At 33.5% G+C, this 15,561-nt stretch carries 16 protein-coding genes, 2 tRNA genes and 1 other RNA gene; 10 read left to right on the top strand and 9 right to left on the bottom strand.

Annotated features, from left to right (window positions below; translation table 11 throughout):
- Window positions 1–169: 169 nt before the first annotated feature.
- The gene (locus K5Q07_RS05950; RefSeq protein WP_220730145.1) at window positions 170–781 is read left to right on the top strand and encodes a histidine phosphatase family protein; all 612 of its coding nucleotides are present in this window, start codon (window positions 170–172) and stop codon (window positions 779–781) included.
- A gap of 23 nt (window positions 782–804) precedes the next feature.
- Here K5Q07_RS05950 and K5Q07_RS05945 read toward each other — a convergent pair whose 3' ends face one another.
- A complete protein-coding gene (locus tag K5Q07_RS05945; RefSeq protein WP_220730144.1) occupies window positions 805–1,173 on the bottom strand; it encodes a hypothetical protein in 369 nt (122 codons plus the stop codon).
- 151 nt (window positions 1,174–1,324) lie between these two features.
- Complete coding sequence (locus K5Q07_RS05940; RefSeq protein WP_220730143.1) at window positions 1,325–1,786, bottom strand: hypothetical protein; 462 nt, start codon at window positions 1,784–1,786, stop codon at window positions 1,325–1,327.
- Window positions 1,787–1,917: 131 nt separating this feature from the next.
- Here K5Q07_RS05940 and K5Q07_RS05935 point away from each other — a divergent pair, with 131 nt between their 5' ends.
- Window positions 1,918–2,484 (top strand): hypothetical protein, encoded by a 567-nt coding sequence (locus K5Q07_RS05935; protein ID WP_220730142.1) that lies wholly within the window; start codon window positions 1,918–1,920, stop codon window positions 2,482–2,484.
- Between the two features lie 180 nt (window positions 2,485–2,664).
- Here the strand turns inward: K5Q07_RS05935 and K5Q07_RS05930 are convergent, their stop codons facing one another.
- On the bottom strand, window positions 2,665–3,255 hold the full coding sequence (locus K5Q07_RS05930; RefSeq protein WP_220730141.1) for a PH domain-containing protein: 591 nt from the start codon (window positions 3,253–3,255) through the stop codon (window positions 2,665–2,667).
- A 268-nt stretch (window positions 3,256–3,523) separates the two neighbouring features.
- Here K5Q07_RS05930 and K5Q07_RS05925 point away from each other — a divergent pair, with 268 nt between their 5' ends.
- Entirely contained in the window at window positions 3,524–3,853 is a 330-nt protein-coding gene (locus K5Q07_RS05925) for a restriction endonuclease subunit S (protein WP_220730140.1), read from the top strand.
- A 264-nt stretch (window positions 3,854–4,117) separates the two neighbouring features.
- Here the strand turns inward: K5Q07_RS05925 and K5Q07_RS05920 are convergent, their stop codons facing one another.
- A complete protein-coding gene (locus tag K5Q07_RS05920; RefSeq protein WP_220730139.1) occupies window positions 4,118–4,360 on the bottom strand; it encodes a hypothetical protein in 243 nt (80 codons plus the stop codon).
- 406 nt (window positions 4,361–4,766) lie between these two features.
- Between K5Q07_RS05920 and K5Q07_RS05915 the strand changes: the two genes are divergently transcribed.
- Together K5Q07_RS05915 and K5Q07_RS05910 are read left to right on the top strand one after the other, a co-directional pair.
- On the top strand, window positions 4,767–5,891 hold the full coding sequence (locus tag K5Q07_RS05915) for an Ltp family lipoprotein (protein WP_220730138.1): 1,125 nt from the start codon (window positions 4,767–4,769) through the stop codon (window positions 5,889–5,891).
- A gap of 157 nt (window positions 5,892–6,048) precedes the next feature.
- A complete protein-coding gene (locus K5Q07_RS05910; RefSeq protein WP_220730137.1) occupies window positions 6,049–7,266 on the top strand; it encodes a hypothetical protein in 1,218 nt (405 codons plus the stop codon).
- Window positions 7,267–7,303: 37 nt separating this feature from the next.
- On the opposite strand, the gene ssrA is transcribed toward K5Q07_RS05910, so the two are convergent.
- Window positions 7,304–7,674: a transfer-messenger RNA gene (gene ssrA / locus K5Q07_RS05905) on the bottom strand.
- Window positions 7,675–7,809: 135 nt separating this feature from the next.
- Here ssrA and K5Q07_RS05900 point away from each other — a divergent pair.
- Window positions 7,810–8,469: a cysteine peptidase family C39 domain-containing protein gene (locus K5Q07_RS05900; protein WP_220730136.1), complete on the top strand. Its 660-nt coding sequence runs from the start codon at window positions 7,810–7,812 to the stop codon at window positions 8,467–8,469.
- Window positions 8,470–8,511: 42 nt separating this feature from the next.
- Here the strand turns inward: K5Q07_RS05900 and K5Q07_RS05895 are convergent.
- Window positions 8,512–8,585: transfer RNA gene (locus tag K5Q07_RS05895), tRNA-Glu, on the bottom strand.
- A gap of 117 nt (window positions 8,586–8,702) precedes the next feature.
- On the opposite strand from K5Q07_RS05895, the gene K5Q07_RS05890 reads away from it, so the two are divergent.
- A tRNA-Gln gene (locus K5Q07_RS05890) sits at window positions 8,703–8,775 on the top strand.
- 504 nt (window positions 8,776–9,279) lie between these two features.
- Window positions 9,280–9,657, top strand: a complete 378-nt coding sequence (locus tag K5Q07_RS05885) for a DUF1304 domain-containing protein (RefSeq protein WP_220730135.1) — start codon at window positions 9,280–9,282, stop codon at window positions 9,655–9,657.
- Window positions 9,658–10,411: 754 nt separating this feature from the next.
- On the opposite strand, the gene K5Q07_RS05880 is transcribed toward K5Q07_RS05885, so the two are convergent.
- The 3 genes from K5Q07_RS05880 to K5Q07_RS05870 form a co-directional block, all read right to left on the bottom strand.
- On the bottom strand, window positions 10,412–10,966 hold the full coding sequence (locus K5Q07_RS05880) for a cysteine hydrolase family protein (RefSeq protein ID WP_220730217.1): 555 nt from the start codon (window positions 10,964–10,966) through the stop codon (window positions 10,412–10,414).
- A gap of 103 nt (window positions 10,967–11,069) precedes the next feature.
- Window positions 11,070–11,423 carry a hypothetical protein gene (locus K5Q07_RS05875; RefSeq protein ID WP_220730134.1) on the bottom strand — a complete coding sequence of 118 codons (354 nt, stop codon included), beginning with the start codon at window positions 11,421–11,423 and terminating at the stop codon, window positions 11,070–11,072.
- A gap of 111 nt (window positions 11,424–11,534) precedes the next feature.
- A complete protein-coding gene (locus K5Q07_RS05870) occupies window positions 11,535–11,864 on the bottom strand; it encodes a hypothetical protein (protein ID WP_220730133.1) in 330 nt (109 codons plus the stop codon).
- A gap of 132 nt (window positions 11,865–11,996) precedes the next feature.
- On the opposite strand from K5Q07_RS05870, the gene K5Q07_RS05865 reads away from it, so the two are divergent.
- Complete coding sequence (locus K5Q07_RS05865) at window positions 11,997–13,730, top strand: ABC transporter ATP-binding protein (protein WP_220730132.1); 1,734 nt, start codon at window positions 11,997–11,999, stop codon at window positions 13,728–13,730.
- On the top strand, window positions 13,714–15,549 hold the full coding sequence (locus tag K5Q07_RS05860) for an ABC transporter ATP-binding protein (RefSeq protein ID WP_220730131.1): 1,836 nt from the start codon (window positions 13,714–13,716) through the stop codon (window positions 15,547–15,549). The genes K5Q07_RS05865 and K5Q07_RS05860 overlap by 17 nt, the downstream gene beginning before the upstream one ends.
- Window positions 15,550–15,561: the final 12 nt, after the last annotated feature.

Raw genomic sequence — 15,561 nt, 5'->3', positions numbered from 1 at the left:
TGTGTAGACCAGGAAGAGACAATTAAATTATTAATATTTGTATTTCTTAACATTTTTAATTACCCCCTCCTTTAATTTAATCAAATTCTAACACACATATAATAATTTGCAAACGAAAATGTTATAATAAATCAAAATATACGTGTTTCTTTGAAAGGAGAGTTTTATTTTGACTGAGTTTTATTTTGTTCGCCATGGTAAAACATTCGCCAATCAACAGGGGTTAAAGCAGGGAACGATTAACTCCGAGATCACCTATTTATCTGAGCTAGGCAAGCAACAAGCTAAGCATCTACATGATCATTTTGACATTAGTTTTGCTGATAAAATCTATGTCAGTCCGCTACAAAGAACCAAAGATACTGCGGATTATTTAAACTATGGCGTTGGTTTGCCAATCGAAAAAGACGAACGCTTGCTAGAAATTTCATATGGAAAGTGGGATGGACAATCCAATGCAGAATTGATGAAGACATATCCGGAAGTCTTCGATGAAGAACTAAAGGATGTGTTGCCTAGCTACGCTTCTTTGGCCGATGGGGAAACCTTTGAACACGTTGAAAAGCGCGTCAGCGAGTTCATGGAAGAAATTTCTGAAAAGAATCCAGACGGTAAATTCGTTTTGGTATCGCATGGCTTTACGGTGAAAGCAGCGATGTTGATGGCTTTAAAACAACAAGATAATCCAATGTCTGTGATCGAACCGGATAACACATCTGTTACAAAGATTAGACTAAAGAATAATCAATATTACGTGGATTATTTTAACCGAATGTATTAAAAAAGAGCCATAATGGCTCTTTTTTAGTCGAACAGCATTATCTGAATTGCTAAGACAATTGTTGATAGTGATATGATAAGGGTTCTGTCAAACTGAAAATGACTACCTAGTCCGATTATAAAAATTTCAATCAATAAGATAATGAATGATGCTGATAAAAGTCTCTTCTTACTGGCAGAAATGAATGTAAAGATAACCTGGAATAGGTTGATAAAGATGATTAATACCCCCAAAAGAATACTCTGTTGGTTGGTATTTTCACCTATAATTAATGGTAAAGCTATGTATGTAAATATGAATAGGTTAATAAATGATTCGATGAATTGAAACCCACCTGTAACAACATCTCTACGAATCGTTTTTCCCTTCCTTCTATCAATATCAGTTATCATAAAATTCTTGATAATAGTAGCATTTAAATATTAAAAAAAAGAAAGAATTTAACTATGAAAAACGTCGATTTATTACTGATTGAACAGAAGAATGATGACTTTTCTAACCATGTCGTTAATATAATAAAAAGAAGCCATAATGGCTTCTTTTTTATAGTTGTGGAAAGTCGTTCATATCAAATAGATGATGTTGGCGAATGCTAGCATAATCTTCATTCATCCATGATCTTTCCATATGGGCTTCCTTAATCTCGGGAAATTCCTTTAATAACTCCTGATTTGATTCTTCAACGTCATCATTATCATAGAAGAAAAAGTCGACCATCCAGTCATAGATGCAATTGGGGATGATGTCATAAATTCGAAACGCTGCTTTTTTATATTCTGCATCGCTGATTTCTTCGTACTTACCATCAGCGACTCTTTTGTATACTGTGTCAAAATCATGTGTGTCGAATTCATCATCTAAATCTTTGATATCGTATGCGTAGTAGAATTCAAATTCATTATCTAAATCGTTTAGCAAAGTGCTTGTAAGCTCACTGCTGTAGTAAATAAGGTGAGAAAGATATTCTTTGTAAGAACTTGGCTTTGATTCTTTTTGGTCTATCATGGCAAGCATCTCCTCATAAAAGTATACTTCTATTATTACACAAAAATAATAAGCTTATGATATAAATTTAATAGAATTATTACTTTTAGTGGTATAATTAGTTGAATTTTTGAAAAGAGGGAGATAGGAAGATGAAATTCAAAAAATTAGTTTTTGCTGCCATTGCAGCAGTTTTATTATTTGTTCCAGTATTATCTAGCACTACATACGTATCTGCATCTCAAACAGATCGTGTTTCAAAGAACTTTGTTAAGGATGTCAAAGCTGATGTTCTAAAACGTGTTAACAAATATCGTAGTAAGCATCATTTAGGTAAATTACGATATAATAAATCTTTGGAAAAATTAGGTCAACGAGTATCAGATGGAAAAATGGCGTACATTTTAGGTGGATACGATAGACATATCACCTCAAAGAAAATGCGCGGATACTTTAAAGTTACTGCTAAGAAAATGAAGTATAAAAATGCCAAGAGCATTTTAGAAGCAGATTCAAGAACATGGGACGTCAAAAGAATGAGTGCAAAAGTCACTAGCAAAAATTCATCTCAATACTATTTAAACTATGTTGACAAAAAGGCTCTTTTGAAAAAGAATGCTAAGACTATTGGGATTGGTGTATCACATGCTTTCAATACTTACAATAATGATTTAGGTCAAGCACCATACGAAACAATCATTGAAATTGCAATTAAATAAATAGATCAATCATAATTAAAAGAACATGCTGTTGAAAATACTACCATGGTTGCTAAACAAGCACTGATGAGTTTCTTCACATTATCGCTTCCTTATACTTATATGAAAATAAGTATAGCATAATGCCTAAAAATTACACATTTGTATAAATGAGAAGACATCCTGTTAGGGATGTCTTTTTTAGATGGCAAGGACCTTCTTTTTCTTAGCTACGAACTCTTCTTCAGTGATGATGCCTTCGTCAACTAATGACTTTAGTTTCTTCAATTGTGCAATTTCATCATCAATATTTCCGTTAGATGAATTATTGTCAGATGATTCTTGACGTTTTTTAGCGTTTTCGGCTTCGACTCTGATTGTTTGTACTAATTTTTCGATGTATTTCTTTTCGATTATCGACATCTTGTGTTCCTTTGAACCACTGATTAGGGTAAGGGATGCAAACATCATGCCTGAATTATATGAAATATCATTGATTTGATTTAATGGAATTTCTGTATTTTGTGATCCAAAGAATAACTTTTTGTTTTCTAAAAGTACTCTCTTATCAGTTACTACTATTAATACTGAACTAGCAGTTGCATCGTAGTTTCCGCTAGTGGCAAACTTAATTGTTTCGTCATCTTGGATTAAATCGGGTAGTTGCTTTAATTCGCGTCCAGTCATGAAAGCATCGCCAAAACCACAAGCGTGTAGTTGGTCGACGATAATTCTCATCTTTTCTGGATTGGTGGAAGTGGCGATTAATTCATCAATTTTCTTTGCATCCATGTTATAGCATCTCCTTAATATGTATATGGATATAATAGCACTATAATGTCCAATGTAAAAAGGAAAATTATAGACATTTATAAATGTCGAAAACATTTTCGACATTTTATGTTGACATATCAAAATGAGACATGTTTTTCAAAGTTAGATAAAACTATTGAACTTCAAACTCAAAAGTTAGAACAACTGAATAAACTAAAAAAGGATATCTACAAAAGATGTTCCCTCAAGATGTAGAAATGTTACCTAGATTGAGATTTAGTGGTGAATGGAAAGAAGAAAAATAAAAGATATTGCAGATATTTTTTCAGGAGGTACTCCAAATGTTAACGATAAGAGAAACTACGGCGGATCAATTCCATTTATTAAGTCTAGTGATATTAACAGTCATTCTATGAATCTTTATTTAACAGATGATGGATTAAGTAATTCTTCGGCCAAATTGGTACAAAAAGGAACACTTCTTGTTGCATTATACGGAGCAACAAGTGGAAAAATTGGTATTTCAAAAGTTGATGGTGCCATTAATCAACCTGTTTTAGCAATTATTCCTAAGAAAAAATTGGATAAGCTATATATGTATGAGTTTTTAAATTAAAAGAAAAATGAAATCGTTAATAGATATATTCAAGGTGGACAAGGAAATTTATCAGGAAAAATAGTTAATAATTTAAAATATTTTTATCCAACATATGATGAACAACAAAAAATTGGTGCATTTTTCTCTGGGTTAAATCAGTTGATAAATAATCAATCCAATAAATATAAGCTTTAAAACAACAAAAAAAGCCTACCTACAAAAGATGTTCATATAAATAAAAAAGTCATAATAGATACTCAATTGTATCTGTTATGACCTTTTTTATCTAACGATGTCTTTATCAGTTTTATACATGAATACAGGGAATCCGACTAATCCTAATAATAAAAGAATGAATATTAGGCCACCAGATGCTTCTGAATAAATTTCAAATCCCATAATAACAAGGATAATTCCAAGAAGTAATCCAATTAATGCTCTTGAGATTAAAATACTTATTTTATTGCTAGTAGCATCTTTTAAGATTGATGTAACTTTAGAAATGATATTGTGTGAAACTTTCATAATTAACCCCTTTGCTTTTATAACAACTGTATAATTTTAACAAACTTATGTTTTCTTATCAATATTCTTATAAGGTTGATATGATAAGGATTGTGCCATAGATTTCTTAATGATATCTAATGGATAACTCGTCAAAATACACTAATTCATATGCTAAAATGTTGTTCGAAAAAAACATGAGGGGTTTTAATTAATGTCGAATTTGAATTTATTATTAATTTTCTTATCTTGGGGAATTAATTCATATATTCTATATCAATATATAAAGAAAAAGATCAACAGACCAAATACATTGGATAGATACTTTTATGCATTGATATCTAGTGCTGTTATTTTATTTGTATTGAAAGAATTATTCTTTTTCCTAAAAATACATTCAATTATAAATGTAATCATGTTAATAATATTGGATATTGCAATACTAGCTTTAGTGGCAACATTCTTTGTTAATAGATTACATGTAAATACTCAAGAAGTCTTTGGAATTCCAAATCCAAAGAGAAAGTTCTTATATGCTGTTTTAGCATTCTTCTTTATATTTGCGATTACCGGTGCAACTATTCCAAACAAATGGAGCTATGCAGATAGCAATGAAACCGTTGTTCATCACAAAATGAAGAGTGATAATCAAAGTAAAAAGGAAACAACTCCTAAAAAGAAAAAAGAAGAACAATTTACTGTTTACAAGGTTAATCTAACTAAGATTAGTGAAAATAGTTCACATGATTATTTAAAGGTTTCAGGTACAACCAAGGCATCTGATGGTTCTAAAATTTATGTATCTATGAATGATAAGGACCATCCAGATACAACTACAAATGCTTTCAATAATTCAGACGAAGAAGATATGGCTACAGTAAAAAATCATAAATTTACAGCATATGTTTCAATAAATCATATTAGTAATGATTCAAAATACAAAGTAGGGTCTGAATTAGAATTTTTAATTTCTTCATTCTCAGGCATTAAGCATGATGCAGAAGACGACTTTAGTGATGATCAAGTATCTAAACTAATTGACGAAAGTACAGTTGGAAAGTACAAAATTACTAAAGCAATTCATGATCAATTTAAACCAGCATCCGATAAAAAAGAAGTTACTGATTCAGATAGTGATAACGATGATTCTGACTATGATAGTAATGATGATGACAGTGACAACAACGATTCTTACAATGATTCAAGTAGTAATGATAGAGAAGACTATTATGATTCTAATGAGGATGTAAATGCTACATCAGAACAGAAAAATGCTGCTAATGATGCTATTGGTATAGCTGAAAGCACGGTTAAATCTAAAGTCCAAGTATACAGAGAATTAATTTTCGAGGGATATGCTCCTAGTGACGCTCAATATGGAGTTAATCAAGTAGATGAAATGGACTGGAAATCAAATGCTTTGAACAAAGCTAATAAATATTATGAAGAATACGGTTATTCAGAAGAAGAAACACTAGTCGTTTTAACATCAAGCGATGGTGGAGAATTTACTATGGCAGAAGCTGAATATGCTGTTAATCATGTATATTAGGCTATATTTTTAATGCCAATAAAAAAGGAACGAAAGAAGATTTTCTTTCGTTCCTTTTTAGTTATATATAAACTTTCATTTATAAACAAAATGTCCAAATAACTTATTTATTATGATAGAATATATAAGTTGTTTATTTTTTAGGGGGGGATTAAGTATGATATTTTTTCAATTTTTATTTTTAATTTTATCCATGGCAGTTAGTATTTTTACAATATCTGAGTATTGTAAAAATTTGAGATCCGAAAAAAACGTTTTTAAAAAACATTCTTGGGAATTGCTAATCATATCAGCATTAACAATTCTAATAGGAGTATTTTCATTCGTTAATAATCCATTTTTTATGGTTGTTGTGGTAATTTTATATGAAATTATTTTGAGCTTTAGTTTTAAACTATTTTCAAAAAAAGATGTAAGAAATGTAATTACATATTTTTTTAAAAAGAAAATATTATTGGTAGGTGGGATTATATTAGCCTTTTTTGTAATATTATCATTTCTTATAGCTATTAATAATAAAAACACTTATTCAAGTCCATATAAAATTAGCATTTCAAAAATTTCTGGAGAATATGATAATTACGTAATAACAGGTAAGTCTGATGCTCCAAATGGTTCAAAAATATTTATTTTAGATTCTGATTTAAATGATGGTAGTTATAATTATGCATCTAATGGATGGGGTTCATGGTCAGTTGTAAAAAATCATAAATTTAAGACTTATATTGATACATCAGATTTGGAAACAGGAGAAGATGGAAGTGTTTCACCTGGTAAGAAGTACAAGTTTAGAGGATTTGCTTTGTCAAAATATGATAAAGACAGAAATGATGACATTTCTGATGATCAATTTGATGATTTAACAACAGGTGTAACTGACTTTAGCATTACTGTTGATTCTAAGATGAGTAAATATCTTAATAAAGAAAATGATATAGCTGAAAAAGATCATGAAAAAGCGGAAGCAGAAGTTAAAGTTAATAGTTATAAACAGGATATGAAAGATGATATCAACGATAAACTATCAGATGAAATTTCTGTAAATAAGGTCACTGTAAATGGACAATTTGATACAAAGCCAAAATCAATGATGGTATCCGTTTATAGTTCTCACTTTACAGAAAATCCAGATGAAGATTACATTTATATAATTGATATTATTAAGGTTATAAAGAAATATACTCCATCTGATTTTGATAATATTAAGGTTACTTTGTATGGAAAAGTGGGGACTCCATATGAAACTAAGTTTATGCCTATTCAATCTTATAGTCTTCCTGGTAATGTCATTAAGAAAGTTATACCAGATAATCTAACAAAAGATTCATTAGAAGAAATATCAACAGATCATTACTATGCTAAGTTTAGTGATTAAATAAAAAAGAGTTCTCTTAATTGAGAACTCTTTTTGTGTATGGAGGCGGCGGGAGTCGAACCCGCGTCCGAGCATATCGCCATTCGAATATCTACGCTCATAGGGATACTATTTGAAGTTTCACTGACCAAAGCACCGTATTCCAGGGTTAACATGATCAGCTAACCTGATTAATCTCTTTTACTTAACTTCAGGTGTGAGCAAGTAACGTAAGCCTATCAATTATAAAACCCAAGTTAGCCCCTAGGCAAAGCTAGTTGGATTGTCGTAGACTGCTTATTAGGCAGCTAAAGCGACGTTGTTTGAATTATTGTTTGCAGTTATAATTTAAAAACTGGACGGTTGAGCAGACGCCGCTGCGAACGCAATCCGAATTCGAACTATACCCGTCGAATCCATAACGCCCCCAAAAGGTACATATCAATGTTACCATATTTATTAACTTAGTGAAATGATATTATATATAAAACGTCATTTAGGGTGCGTTTTATACCTTTTTATTGTTATAATGGAGTCTATACCTAAATAAATGAGGGTGAATTAATGAAAAGCAATTCAATTGCAAATGAAAACGTGCCACATTTTTACGTGCGATTAAAGCACCGTAAGATGGACAAGTGGTACGTCAATGAAATGCAAGCGGGGAAGCATCAACGCAAAGCATTCAACCAATCAGACGAAAAAGCAAAATTTGAAATTGATCAAATTGGTTTTTACCAAAAACATCTTTGGTTCCACTTCACAAGTGAAAGTGATGCCGGCTGGATTCCTAACAAGTTTATTCGTAAGAACTACAGAATCTTAAATCTACAAGCTAGTAAGGATAACACCGAATCTTCAAACGAAGAAAAGGCGTTGTCAGTGTTAGTTCATTTTTCTAGACCAGATTTTGACGTTTACGACAAGTTAGGTGAGATTACCGATAACTTATCTGATTCAACATTTAAGAGCATTCTAGTGAACAGTGTTGGCTCATATAAGGATTTGACTAAGAAGTCATATCGTCGTGTGAGAAGCCAGATTAATCGTAACCGTCCGGTGATGTTATGGGGCAGACGAGATAATCAATGCATCGTCTTATTTGGTTTTAACCACCGCGTGTTCTTCTACTTTGACCCAGAGGATGGTCTAAATAAGACCATCACAGTCAAGAAATTAACCAAGCTATGGAAACGTAGTGGCTACAAAGCCATCAGTTACTAGAAAACAAAAAAGACAGCCAAATGGCTGTCTTTTTCTTTATTATCACCCGCACGGGGATCGAACCCGTAACTCCGCCTTGAGAGGGCGACGTCTTAAACCAGTTTGACCAGCGGGCAATATCACTAATCAATCACTATATATTTATACTACTATTCATTTTTATGACTGTCAATGCCGATAACCGTTGACATAAGGGTATTTTGAGTATTAAGATTGAATATATAATCAGTTATTGAGTATTCGCCAAATTGGTAAGGCAGAGGACTCTGAATCCTTAATTTACTGGTTCGAATCCAGTATACTCAGTTTCTAAGCGTACATAAAAAGCACCGTCACTTTTAAGTGATGGTGCTTTTTATGTACGATTTTATAAATTATAAAATTACGATTAAAAGGAAAATGAAAAATGCTAATAGCCAAACACAAAGCAAAATACATCCACATGACTGCATCATTTGACCTATGTACCCAACTTTTTCCATAGTAGTAGAAGTTCTAGATCTTCTACTACTTGAATAATTGTCTATTGCCATGTCGTCATTTTGATTGTATCTAATTGTAGTTCCGCAATATGGACAATATCTTAGCATTCCAGTGTATACTTGTTGACAATTTGGACATCTATAATTCATATTAATTTAACCCCTTTAAAAATATAATATAATTATATCACTTCGATTTTATAGTTATATTGTTTTTTATGGTCATATTATTTTTCATTTAAGAAATTCTAAACAATCCACCCAATTCCCATCCAGTTTCTTCTAGTATGTTAGAATCGAGATAAACGAAGGGTAAAAGGTGATTAGTTTGCAAATTATCAGTGATGTATTAGTTTTAATTGTCGCGATTGAAGCGTTGTTCATCATGATCTTAGAGATGTTCTTTAGTCGTACCAAGATGGCACAAAAGGCTTTTGATCTATCCAGAGAATACCTATTAACACCAGAAACTAAGGTTAGTATGGCTAACCAAGGTCTATACAATGGCTTCATCGGTGTCGGTATTCTATTAACGACGTTTTTCCTACCACAATCGCTTACAACTTTTAACCTATATCTATTTATAGGATTTGTGGTCGTCGCCGCCATTTTTGGTGGCATTACCGCTAACAAGAAGATTATCATCACACAAGGCTTGCCAGCCGCATTGGCCTTAATCTCATTATTCATAACAAATAACATTTAAAAAGCTGACGTCACTTGATAGTGGCGTTTTTTATTTACAAAAAATCCTTATCATATGGCAGATAAGGATTTTTAGAGAAGATTATAGTATATGTAAAACCAACACGATTAAGGCAGTTAAGATCGTCTTAATCATTAGTGGCCAGTCAATTACGTCTAACGTGAAGAGAATGACTTCGAAAACGACGAAGAAAATCTCAAAAATTGCTAGCTTCTTTAACTGCACATTCTCAACGAACATGATGAGTAGTTGTGCAATCAAACAAATTACTAGGGTAATTAGCGAGAGAACGTAAAACCAGCTATATATTTGGGAAAATCCCTCTGTTTCCATCCGATTGGAGGTTTCCAAAAGAATTAGGCCAAATACCAGACTAGAGATTAATAGGTATAAATTTGCGAATATACATAGTAATCGCACAGTCTTATTATTATTCTTTTTCAATTTTTCTCCCCCTTAGTAGTTATCAGCTATATTGAAAAAGGAATATTCGTATTTTACAACTTTAATATGAGAGAACAGTAAAGCCTAATTTTAGAATGCTAGACGAAAATAAAAAATCTATCATCGTATATGGCAATTTTATAAAGTAACAACGCCAACTGGATAGATAAAAGGCTTAATGATAGGGGATTAAAGGTTTTAGAAAGATTTAACCATTATTATAGAAAATTATACACAGTGTATAAAAACGGCATTTATATTTTATTGTATTCTTATAAAAAAGAAGCTATCTTTTGATAGCTTCTTTTGTTTACTTAACAGTAGCACCAAGGCTGTCCTTGAAGTGACTTAGAGCAAAGTCATGACCAGCTTGAGTTAATCCAGCGACACCTTTTTCATGAACGACAATGTCGTAGTTTAGGTTGTAAGCTGAAATAGCGGTGTGTAATACACAGATGTCAGTGCAGACACCCACTAGGTGTAATGTATCTATTTTTCTTTCACGTAAACGAAGATCCAAATCAGTTCCTGCAAAGGCACTGTATCTAGTCTTGTCATACATGTAGACTTTTTCTTCGTCCTTGTGTTCGTTGTACCAATTGTTTAGTTTTCCATAGAATTCACGACCCCAAGTATCCTTTAAGTTATGTGGTGGAAATAACTTAGTTTCTGGGTGGTATGGATTGTTTTCTTGATGCAAGTCAGTTGGTAGGATGACCCACTTGCCAGCTTGACGAAATTCTTCGGCTAAATCGACGATGTAGTCGACCAACACTTGACCAGGTTTGCTGACTGTTAGCTTTCCTTTATCGTCAACAAAATCGTTGGTGTAATCAATAATTAGTAGGGCTTCGTTACTCATAATGGATAACTCCTTAATTAAATTATTACTATTATATATGAGTATTTAAAAATAACCAGTTTTATTATCGAAAACATAAGAAAAAAAGTAGGATAAATTGTCCTACTTAGAATTTTAATAAGTCTAAATCCATCACGTTTAAAATGTTGGCAATAATCACAAGCCAATTAATTACTACTAATCCAACCTTCAAGTCAGTTGTAAGCATACATGTGGCAAAGAAGACTAGGACTAGGATGCCTAAAAAGACTTCCTTTACCAAGATGTTTCTCAAAAAGAAATTGAAGATGATCTGGGTTAAGTAGCAGAGTGCAAGGAAAAAGAATAGGATGCCGATCATGACGGCATTTTCAATGTCGATACCATCTAAAAATGTGTACACCATTCCAGTCGCTGTATATAAAGCGACCATAAAGAATTCACAGATTGAGATGATAATCGCGGCAATCTTATTATTCATTTAATAACTCCATTCTTTAAACTAACAGTATAAAATGATACTATTTGCAACAAAATGAGTCAAGTTGTTGCTTTTTATAGCATAAAAAATTTGTTATAGTTATTATTGAGATTATTCAAAAGATAAGTCTAAGAAGTATTTTCCTAGGTCTAAAATATGACTGGTGGAAATCCAGACGTCGTTAAATGCCATTGAACTGGTGTCAGTCATTTCACTGAAGTAATCCAAGAGGTGACTGTTTTCTTCCAGAAATGATCTGTTCATGCGGTTAGCACGAATTCGATTTTCCGGGAAGAAGAGGTCAGGATTACCGACAGCAACGTCGTCTTGAATTAGCATTTGGATGGCGTTGTTGTACTTATTATTATTAATGATGACCTTGTCAGGATTGTTTTTGACAAACGTCAAAACGTTTCTTAATGCGTCAGAATTACTTCCCATAGTATTACTCCTTTGTGTGTATTTAATAAAAGGGTAATGCAATCCCTTTTAAAATCAACGAGTAGAGTATATAATAATCTTTTGAATTTTAAAACGGCAATTATAAAAAAATCGTTCGGAGTGAATGTAAATATGATAAAACTTGCTAAGAAGTATTTAGTATGGTGGGCAGTTCTAGCAGCTGTCCTATTTATGGTTGTGCAAGTCTCATGTGATTTGTATTTACCAACCGTTACTTCTAACTTAATCGACAAAGGGGTCGCCCAAAATGATATTAATTATATCTGGACCCAAGGTCTTAAGATGTTAGGAGTTGCGTTTATCGGGGTATTAGCAGCAGGGGGTAACATCTTCTTCGCTGCCACTCAATCCCAAAAGATGGGGAAGAAAATCAGATCAGCTTTATATCGTAAGATTATTTATCTGGCTGACCAAGACTTGGATAAGTTTGGTGATGCATCATTGATTACTAGAAATACCAATGATGTTGTGCAAATCCAAAACGTAATGATTCAAGTATTAAGAATGATGGTAATGGCACCAATTATGTTAGTGGGTGCGATGGTATTGGCCTTCGTTAAGAGTCCGCATCTTACCGTTGTTTTCCTATGTGCATTGGGTGTCTTATTAGTGTCTGTATTTGTAATTATGTCTTTTGCCGGACCTCTATTTAAAAAGTTACAGGGCCAAACTGATAGATTGAACCTTGTCTTTAGAGAAGGTCTAACTGGTGTTCGTGTTATTCGTGCATTTAACCGTGATCAATATGAACAAGACCGTTTTGACAAATACAACAACAAGTACGCTAAGACTGGAATTAGAGTCTTCATGTTGACTTCATTAATGTTCCCACTTATGACACTTATCCTAAGTGGAACCAATGTTGGAATCGTATGGTTTGGTGCCAAGATGATTTCTGCTAACTCTCTTGCAGTTGGTAACTTGGTATCATTTATGACTTACGCTACTCAAATCTTGATTAGTTTCATGATGCTTTCAATGCTTTTCGTATTTATTCCTAGAGCACAAGCATCAGCAAGTCGTATCAACGAAGTATTAGACGTTAACGATTCAATCGTCGACGCTGATGAAACTGTTGCGCCAAAATCCAATCAAGCTAGTCTTTCATTTGACCATGTTGATTTCAGATACGGTGACAGCAAGAAGTTAGCGCTAGAAGATATTAACTTCTCAGCTAAGGCGGGCCAAACCGTTGCCATTATTGGTGAAACTGGTTCTGGTAAGTCTAGTCTGGTTAACTTGATTCCACGTCTATACGACGTTTCAAGTGGTGAAATTAAGATTGATGACGCTCCAATCAAGGACATGGCACAAAAAGAACTTCACAAGTTAATCTCAATTACTCAACAAAAAGCGGTCCTATTCACTGGTACTGTTAAAGAAAACATGATGTATGGTAATGAAGATGCCACAGATGATGAAATCTGGCATGCACTAGAAGTTGCAAAAGCAGCCGACTTCGTTAAAGAAGAAGGCGGTTTAGATACCCATGTTGAACAAAACGGGGACAACTTCTCTGGTGGACAAAAGCAACGTTTAGCAATCGCTAGAACAATTCTAAAGAATGCGGACGTTTATGTATTCGATGACTCATTCTCAGCATTGGACTTCAAGACCGATGCCGAATTAAGACAAGCATTGAACAAGGATGAAAAGATTCAAAGTGCGGTAACAGTAATTGTTGCCCAAAGAATCTCAACAGTTGCCGATGCTGATGTCATCTTGGTATTAAACAACGGTAAGGTTGTTGGATCAGGTACTCACGCAGAACTATCTAAGGATAACCCATATTACCGTGCTATCTTAGACTCACAAATCAAGAAGGGAGATGACGACCGTGCATAATCATGGCAAAGGAAAAGGCGCAAAGGCAGAAAACTTCTGGTCAGCAACATGGCGCTTAGTGAAGTATGTTAAACCATGGATGCTAGGAATCATCTTCACATTAATCATGGCAATTGCTGCTGTAGTCTTACAAATCGTTACTCCTAAAATTTTAGGGGAAGCAACCACTGAAATTTACAAGGGTGTTATGAAGGCTTTTGTAATGAAGAAACAAGGGTTACACGTTTCTTCAATTCCAATCGATTTTACAGCGGTTGGTCATATTCTAATTACAGTTGCTTCATTATATATCTTGGCTGCGTTATTCAACGTTGGTCAACAATTCATTATGACTTATATTTCTCAAAAGGTTGTTTACCAATTGAGAAAGGATTTGAAAGCAAAACTAGAACGTTTACCAATCTCATACTATGACACTCATTCTAATGGGGATATCATGTCTAGAATGATCAATGATATGGATAACATTTCTACAATGCTTCAAACCAACTTAACGCAATTCATCACCAGTGTGCTTCTATTCTTTGGTGTGTTATACATGATGTTAACTATTAGTTTCTCACTAACATTGGTTGCCATCTGTACACTTCCATTGATTGGAATCATCGTAGGTGTTGTTGCTCCTAAGTCACAACGTTTCTTCAGTAAGCAACAAAGTCACTTGGGTGATGTTAACAGTCAAGTTGAAGAAAACTTTGCTGGTCATACCATCATCAAGACCTTCAACCGTGAAGAAGAAGCAATTAATCAATTCGAAGAACAAAACGATAAATACTACAGCTACGCATGGAAGGCTCAATTCGTATCTAGTTTTATGTTCCCATTAATGAACTTCGTTAAGAACTTAAACTACGTTTTCGTAGCCATCTTTGGTGGAATTAAGGTTGCTGCCGGTGCTGTTACTTTAGGTAATGTTCAAGCGTTCCTACAATACGTTAACATGTTCAACCAACCAATCACCAACTTAGCTAACCTAACTAACACTATTCAATCAACCATCGCCTCTGCTGAACGTATCTTCAAGATTCTAGATGAACCGGAAATGCAAGATTCAGATGTGAAGTTGGAACATGAAGAAACTAACGACAAGATTAAGTTTGAAGATGTTAACTTCAGATACGTTGAAGACACTCCTTTAATTAAGGACTTTAACCTAGACGTTCCAAAGGGAACCACTGTTGCCATCGTTGGACCAACCGGTGCTGGTAAGACTACCATCATTAATTTGCTAGAACGTTTCTACGACATCGATTCTGGATCAATCAAATTAGATGGTATTGATACTCGCGAATACTCACGTAGTGAACTTAGATCAAACATCTCAATGGTGCTACAGGATAGTTGGTTATTCACTGGTACCATCTTTGATAACATCAAGTATGGTAATGCCAATGCAACTGATGAAGAAGTATATAAAGCAGCTAAGGAAGCTCAAGCAGACGAATTTATTGAAAAGTTACCTGATGGATATGATACTGTCTTAAATGAAGCAGCATCAAACGTTTCTCAAGGTCAACGTCAATTAATCACAATTGCACGTGCATTCCTTGCCAACCCAGAAATCCTAATCTTGGATGAAGCTACTAGTTCTGTTGATACTAGAACTGAATCACTGATCCAAGATGCAATGGACCGTTTGATTCAAGGTCGTACTAGTTTCGTTGTTGCCCATAGATTATCTACTGTGCAAAACGCAGAAAAGATTATTGTTATGAATCACGGACAAATCAAGGAAACTGGTAACCACAACTCATTAATGGAACAAAATGGTTTCTACGCTGACTTATACAACTCACAATTTATTGGTAACAATCTATAATAGGTGATGAAG

The sequence above is a fragment of the Apilactobacillus zhangqiuensis genome (genome assembly GCF_019656215.1).
GTDB classification, from domain to species: Bacteria; Bacillota; Bacilli; order Lactobacillales; family Lactobacillaceae; genus Apilactobacillus; species Apilactobacillus zhangqiuensis.
Note: the sequence above shows the minus strand (reverse complement) of the source record. Positions and strands in the feature narration are given on the sequence as shown.

Coding starts and splice junctions, on each gene's coding strand:
- K5Q07_RS05920 (WP_220730139.1), bottom strand. CDS start 4,360: ATGAAAGTTTCACACAATATCATTTCTAAAGTTACATCAATCTTAAAA.
- K5Q07_RS05900 (WP_220730136.1), top strand. CDS start 7,810: ATGAAAAGCAATTCAATTGCAAATGAAAACGTGCCACATTTTTACGTG.
- K5Q07_RS05870 (WP_220730133.1), bottom strand. CDS start 11,864: ATGGGAAGTAATTCTGACGCATTAAGAAACGTTTTGACGTTTGTCAAA.
- K5Q07_RS05860 (WP_220730131.1), top strand. CDS start 13,714: ATGACGACCGTGCATAATCATGGCAAAGGAAAAGGCGCAAAGGCAGAA.
- K5Q07_RS05875 (WP_220730134.1), bottom strand. CDS start 11,423: ATGAATAATAAGATTGCCGCGATTATCATCTCAATCTGTGAATTCTTT.
- K5Q07_RS05865 (WP_220730132.1), top strand. CDS start 11,997: ATGATAAAACTTGCTAAGAAGTATTTAGTATGGTGGGCAGTTCTAGCA.
- K5Q07_RS05910 (WP_220730137.1), top strand. CDS start 6,049: ATGATATTTTTTCAATTTTTATTTTTAATTTTATCCATGGCAGTTAGT.
- K5Q07_RS05945 (WP_220730144.1), bottom strand. CDS start 1,173: ATGATAACTGATATTGATAGAAGGAAGGGAAAAACGATTCGTAGAGAT.
- K5Q07_RS05940 (WP_220730143.1), bottom strand. CDS start 1,786: ATGATAGACCAAAAAGAATCAAAGCCAAGTTCTTACAAAGAATATCTT.
- K5Q07_RS05925 (WP_220730140.1), top strand. CDS start 3,524: ATGGAAAGAAGAAAAATAAAAGATATTGCAGATATTTTTTCAGGAGGT.
- K5Q07_RS05930 (WP_220730141.1), bottom strand. CDS start 3,255: ATGGATGCAAAGAAAATTGATGAATTAATCGCCACTTCCACCAATCCA.
- K5Q07_RS05935 (WP_220730142.1), top strand. CDS start 1,918: ATGAAATTCAAAAAATTAGTTTTTGCTGCCATTGCAGCAGTTTTATTA.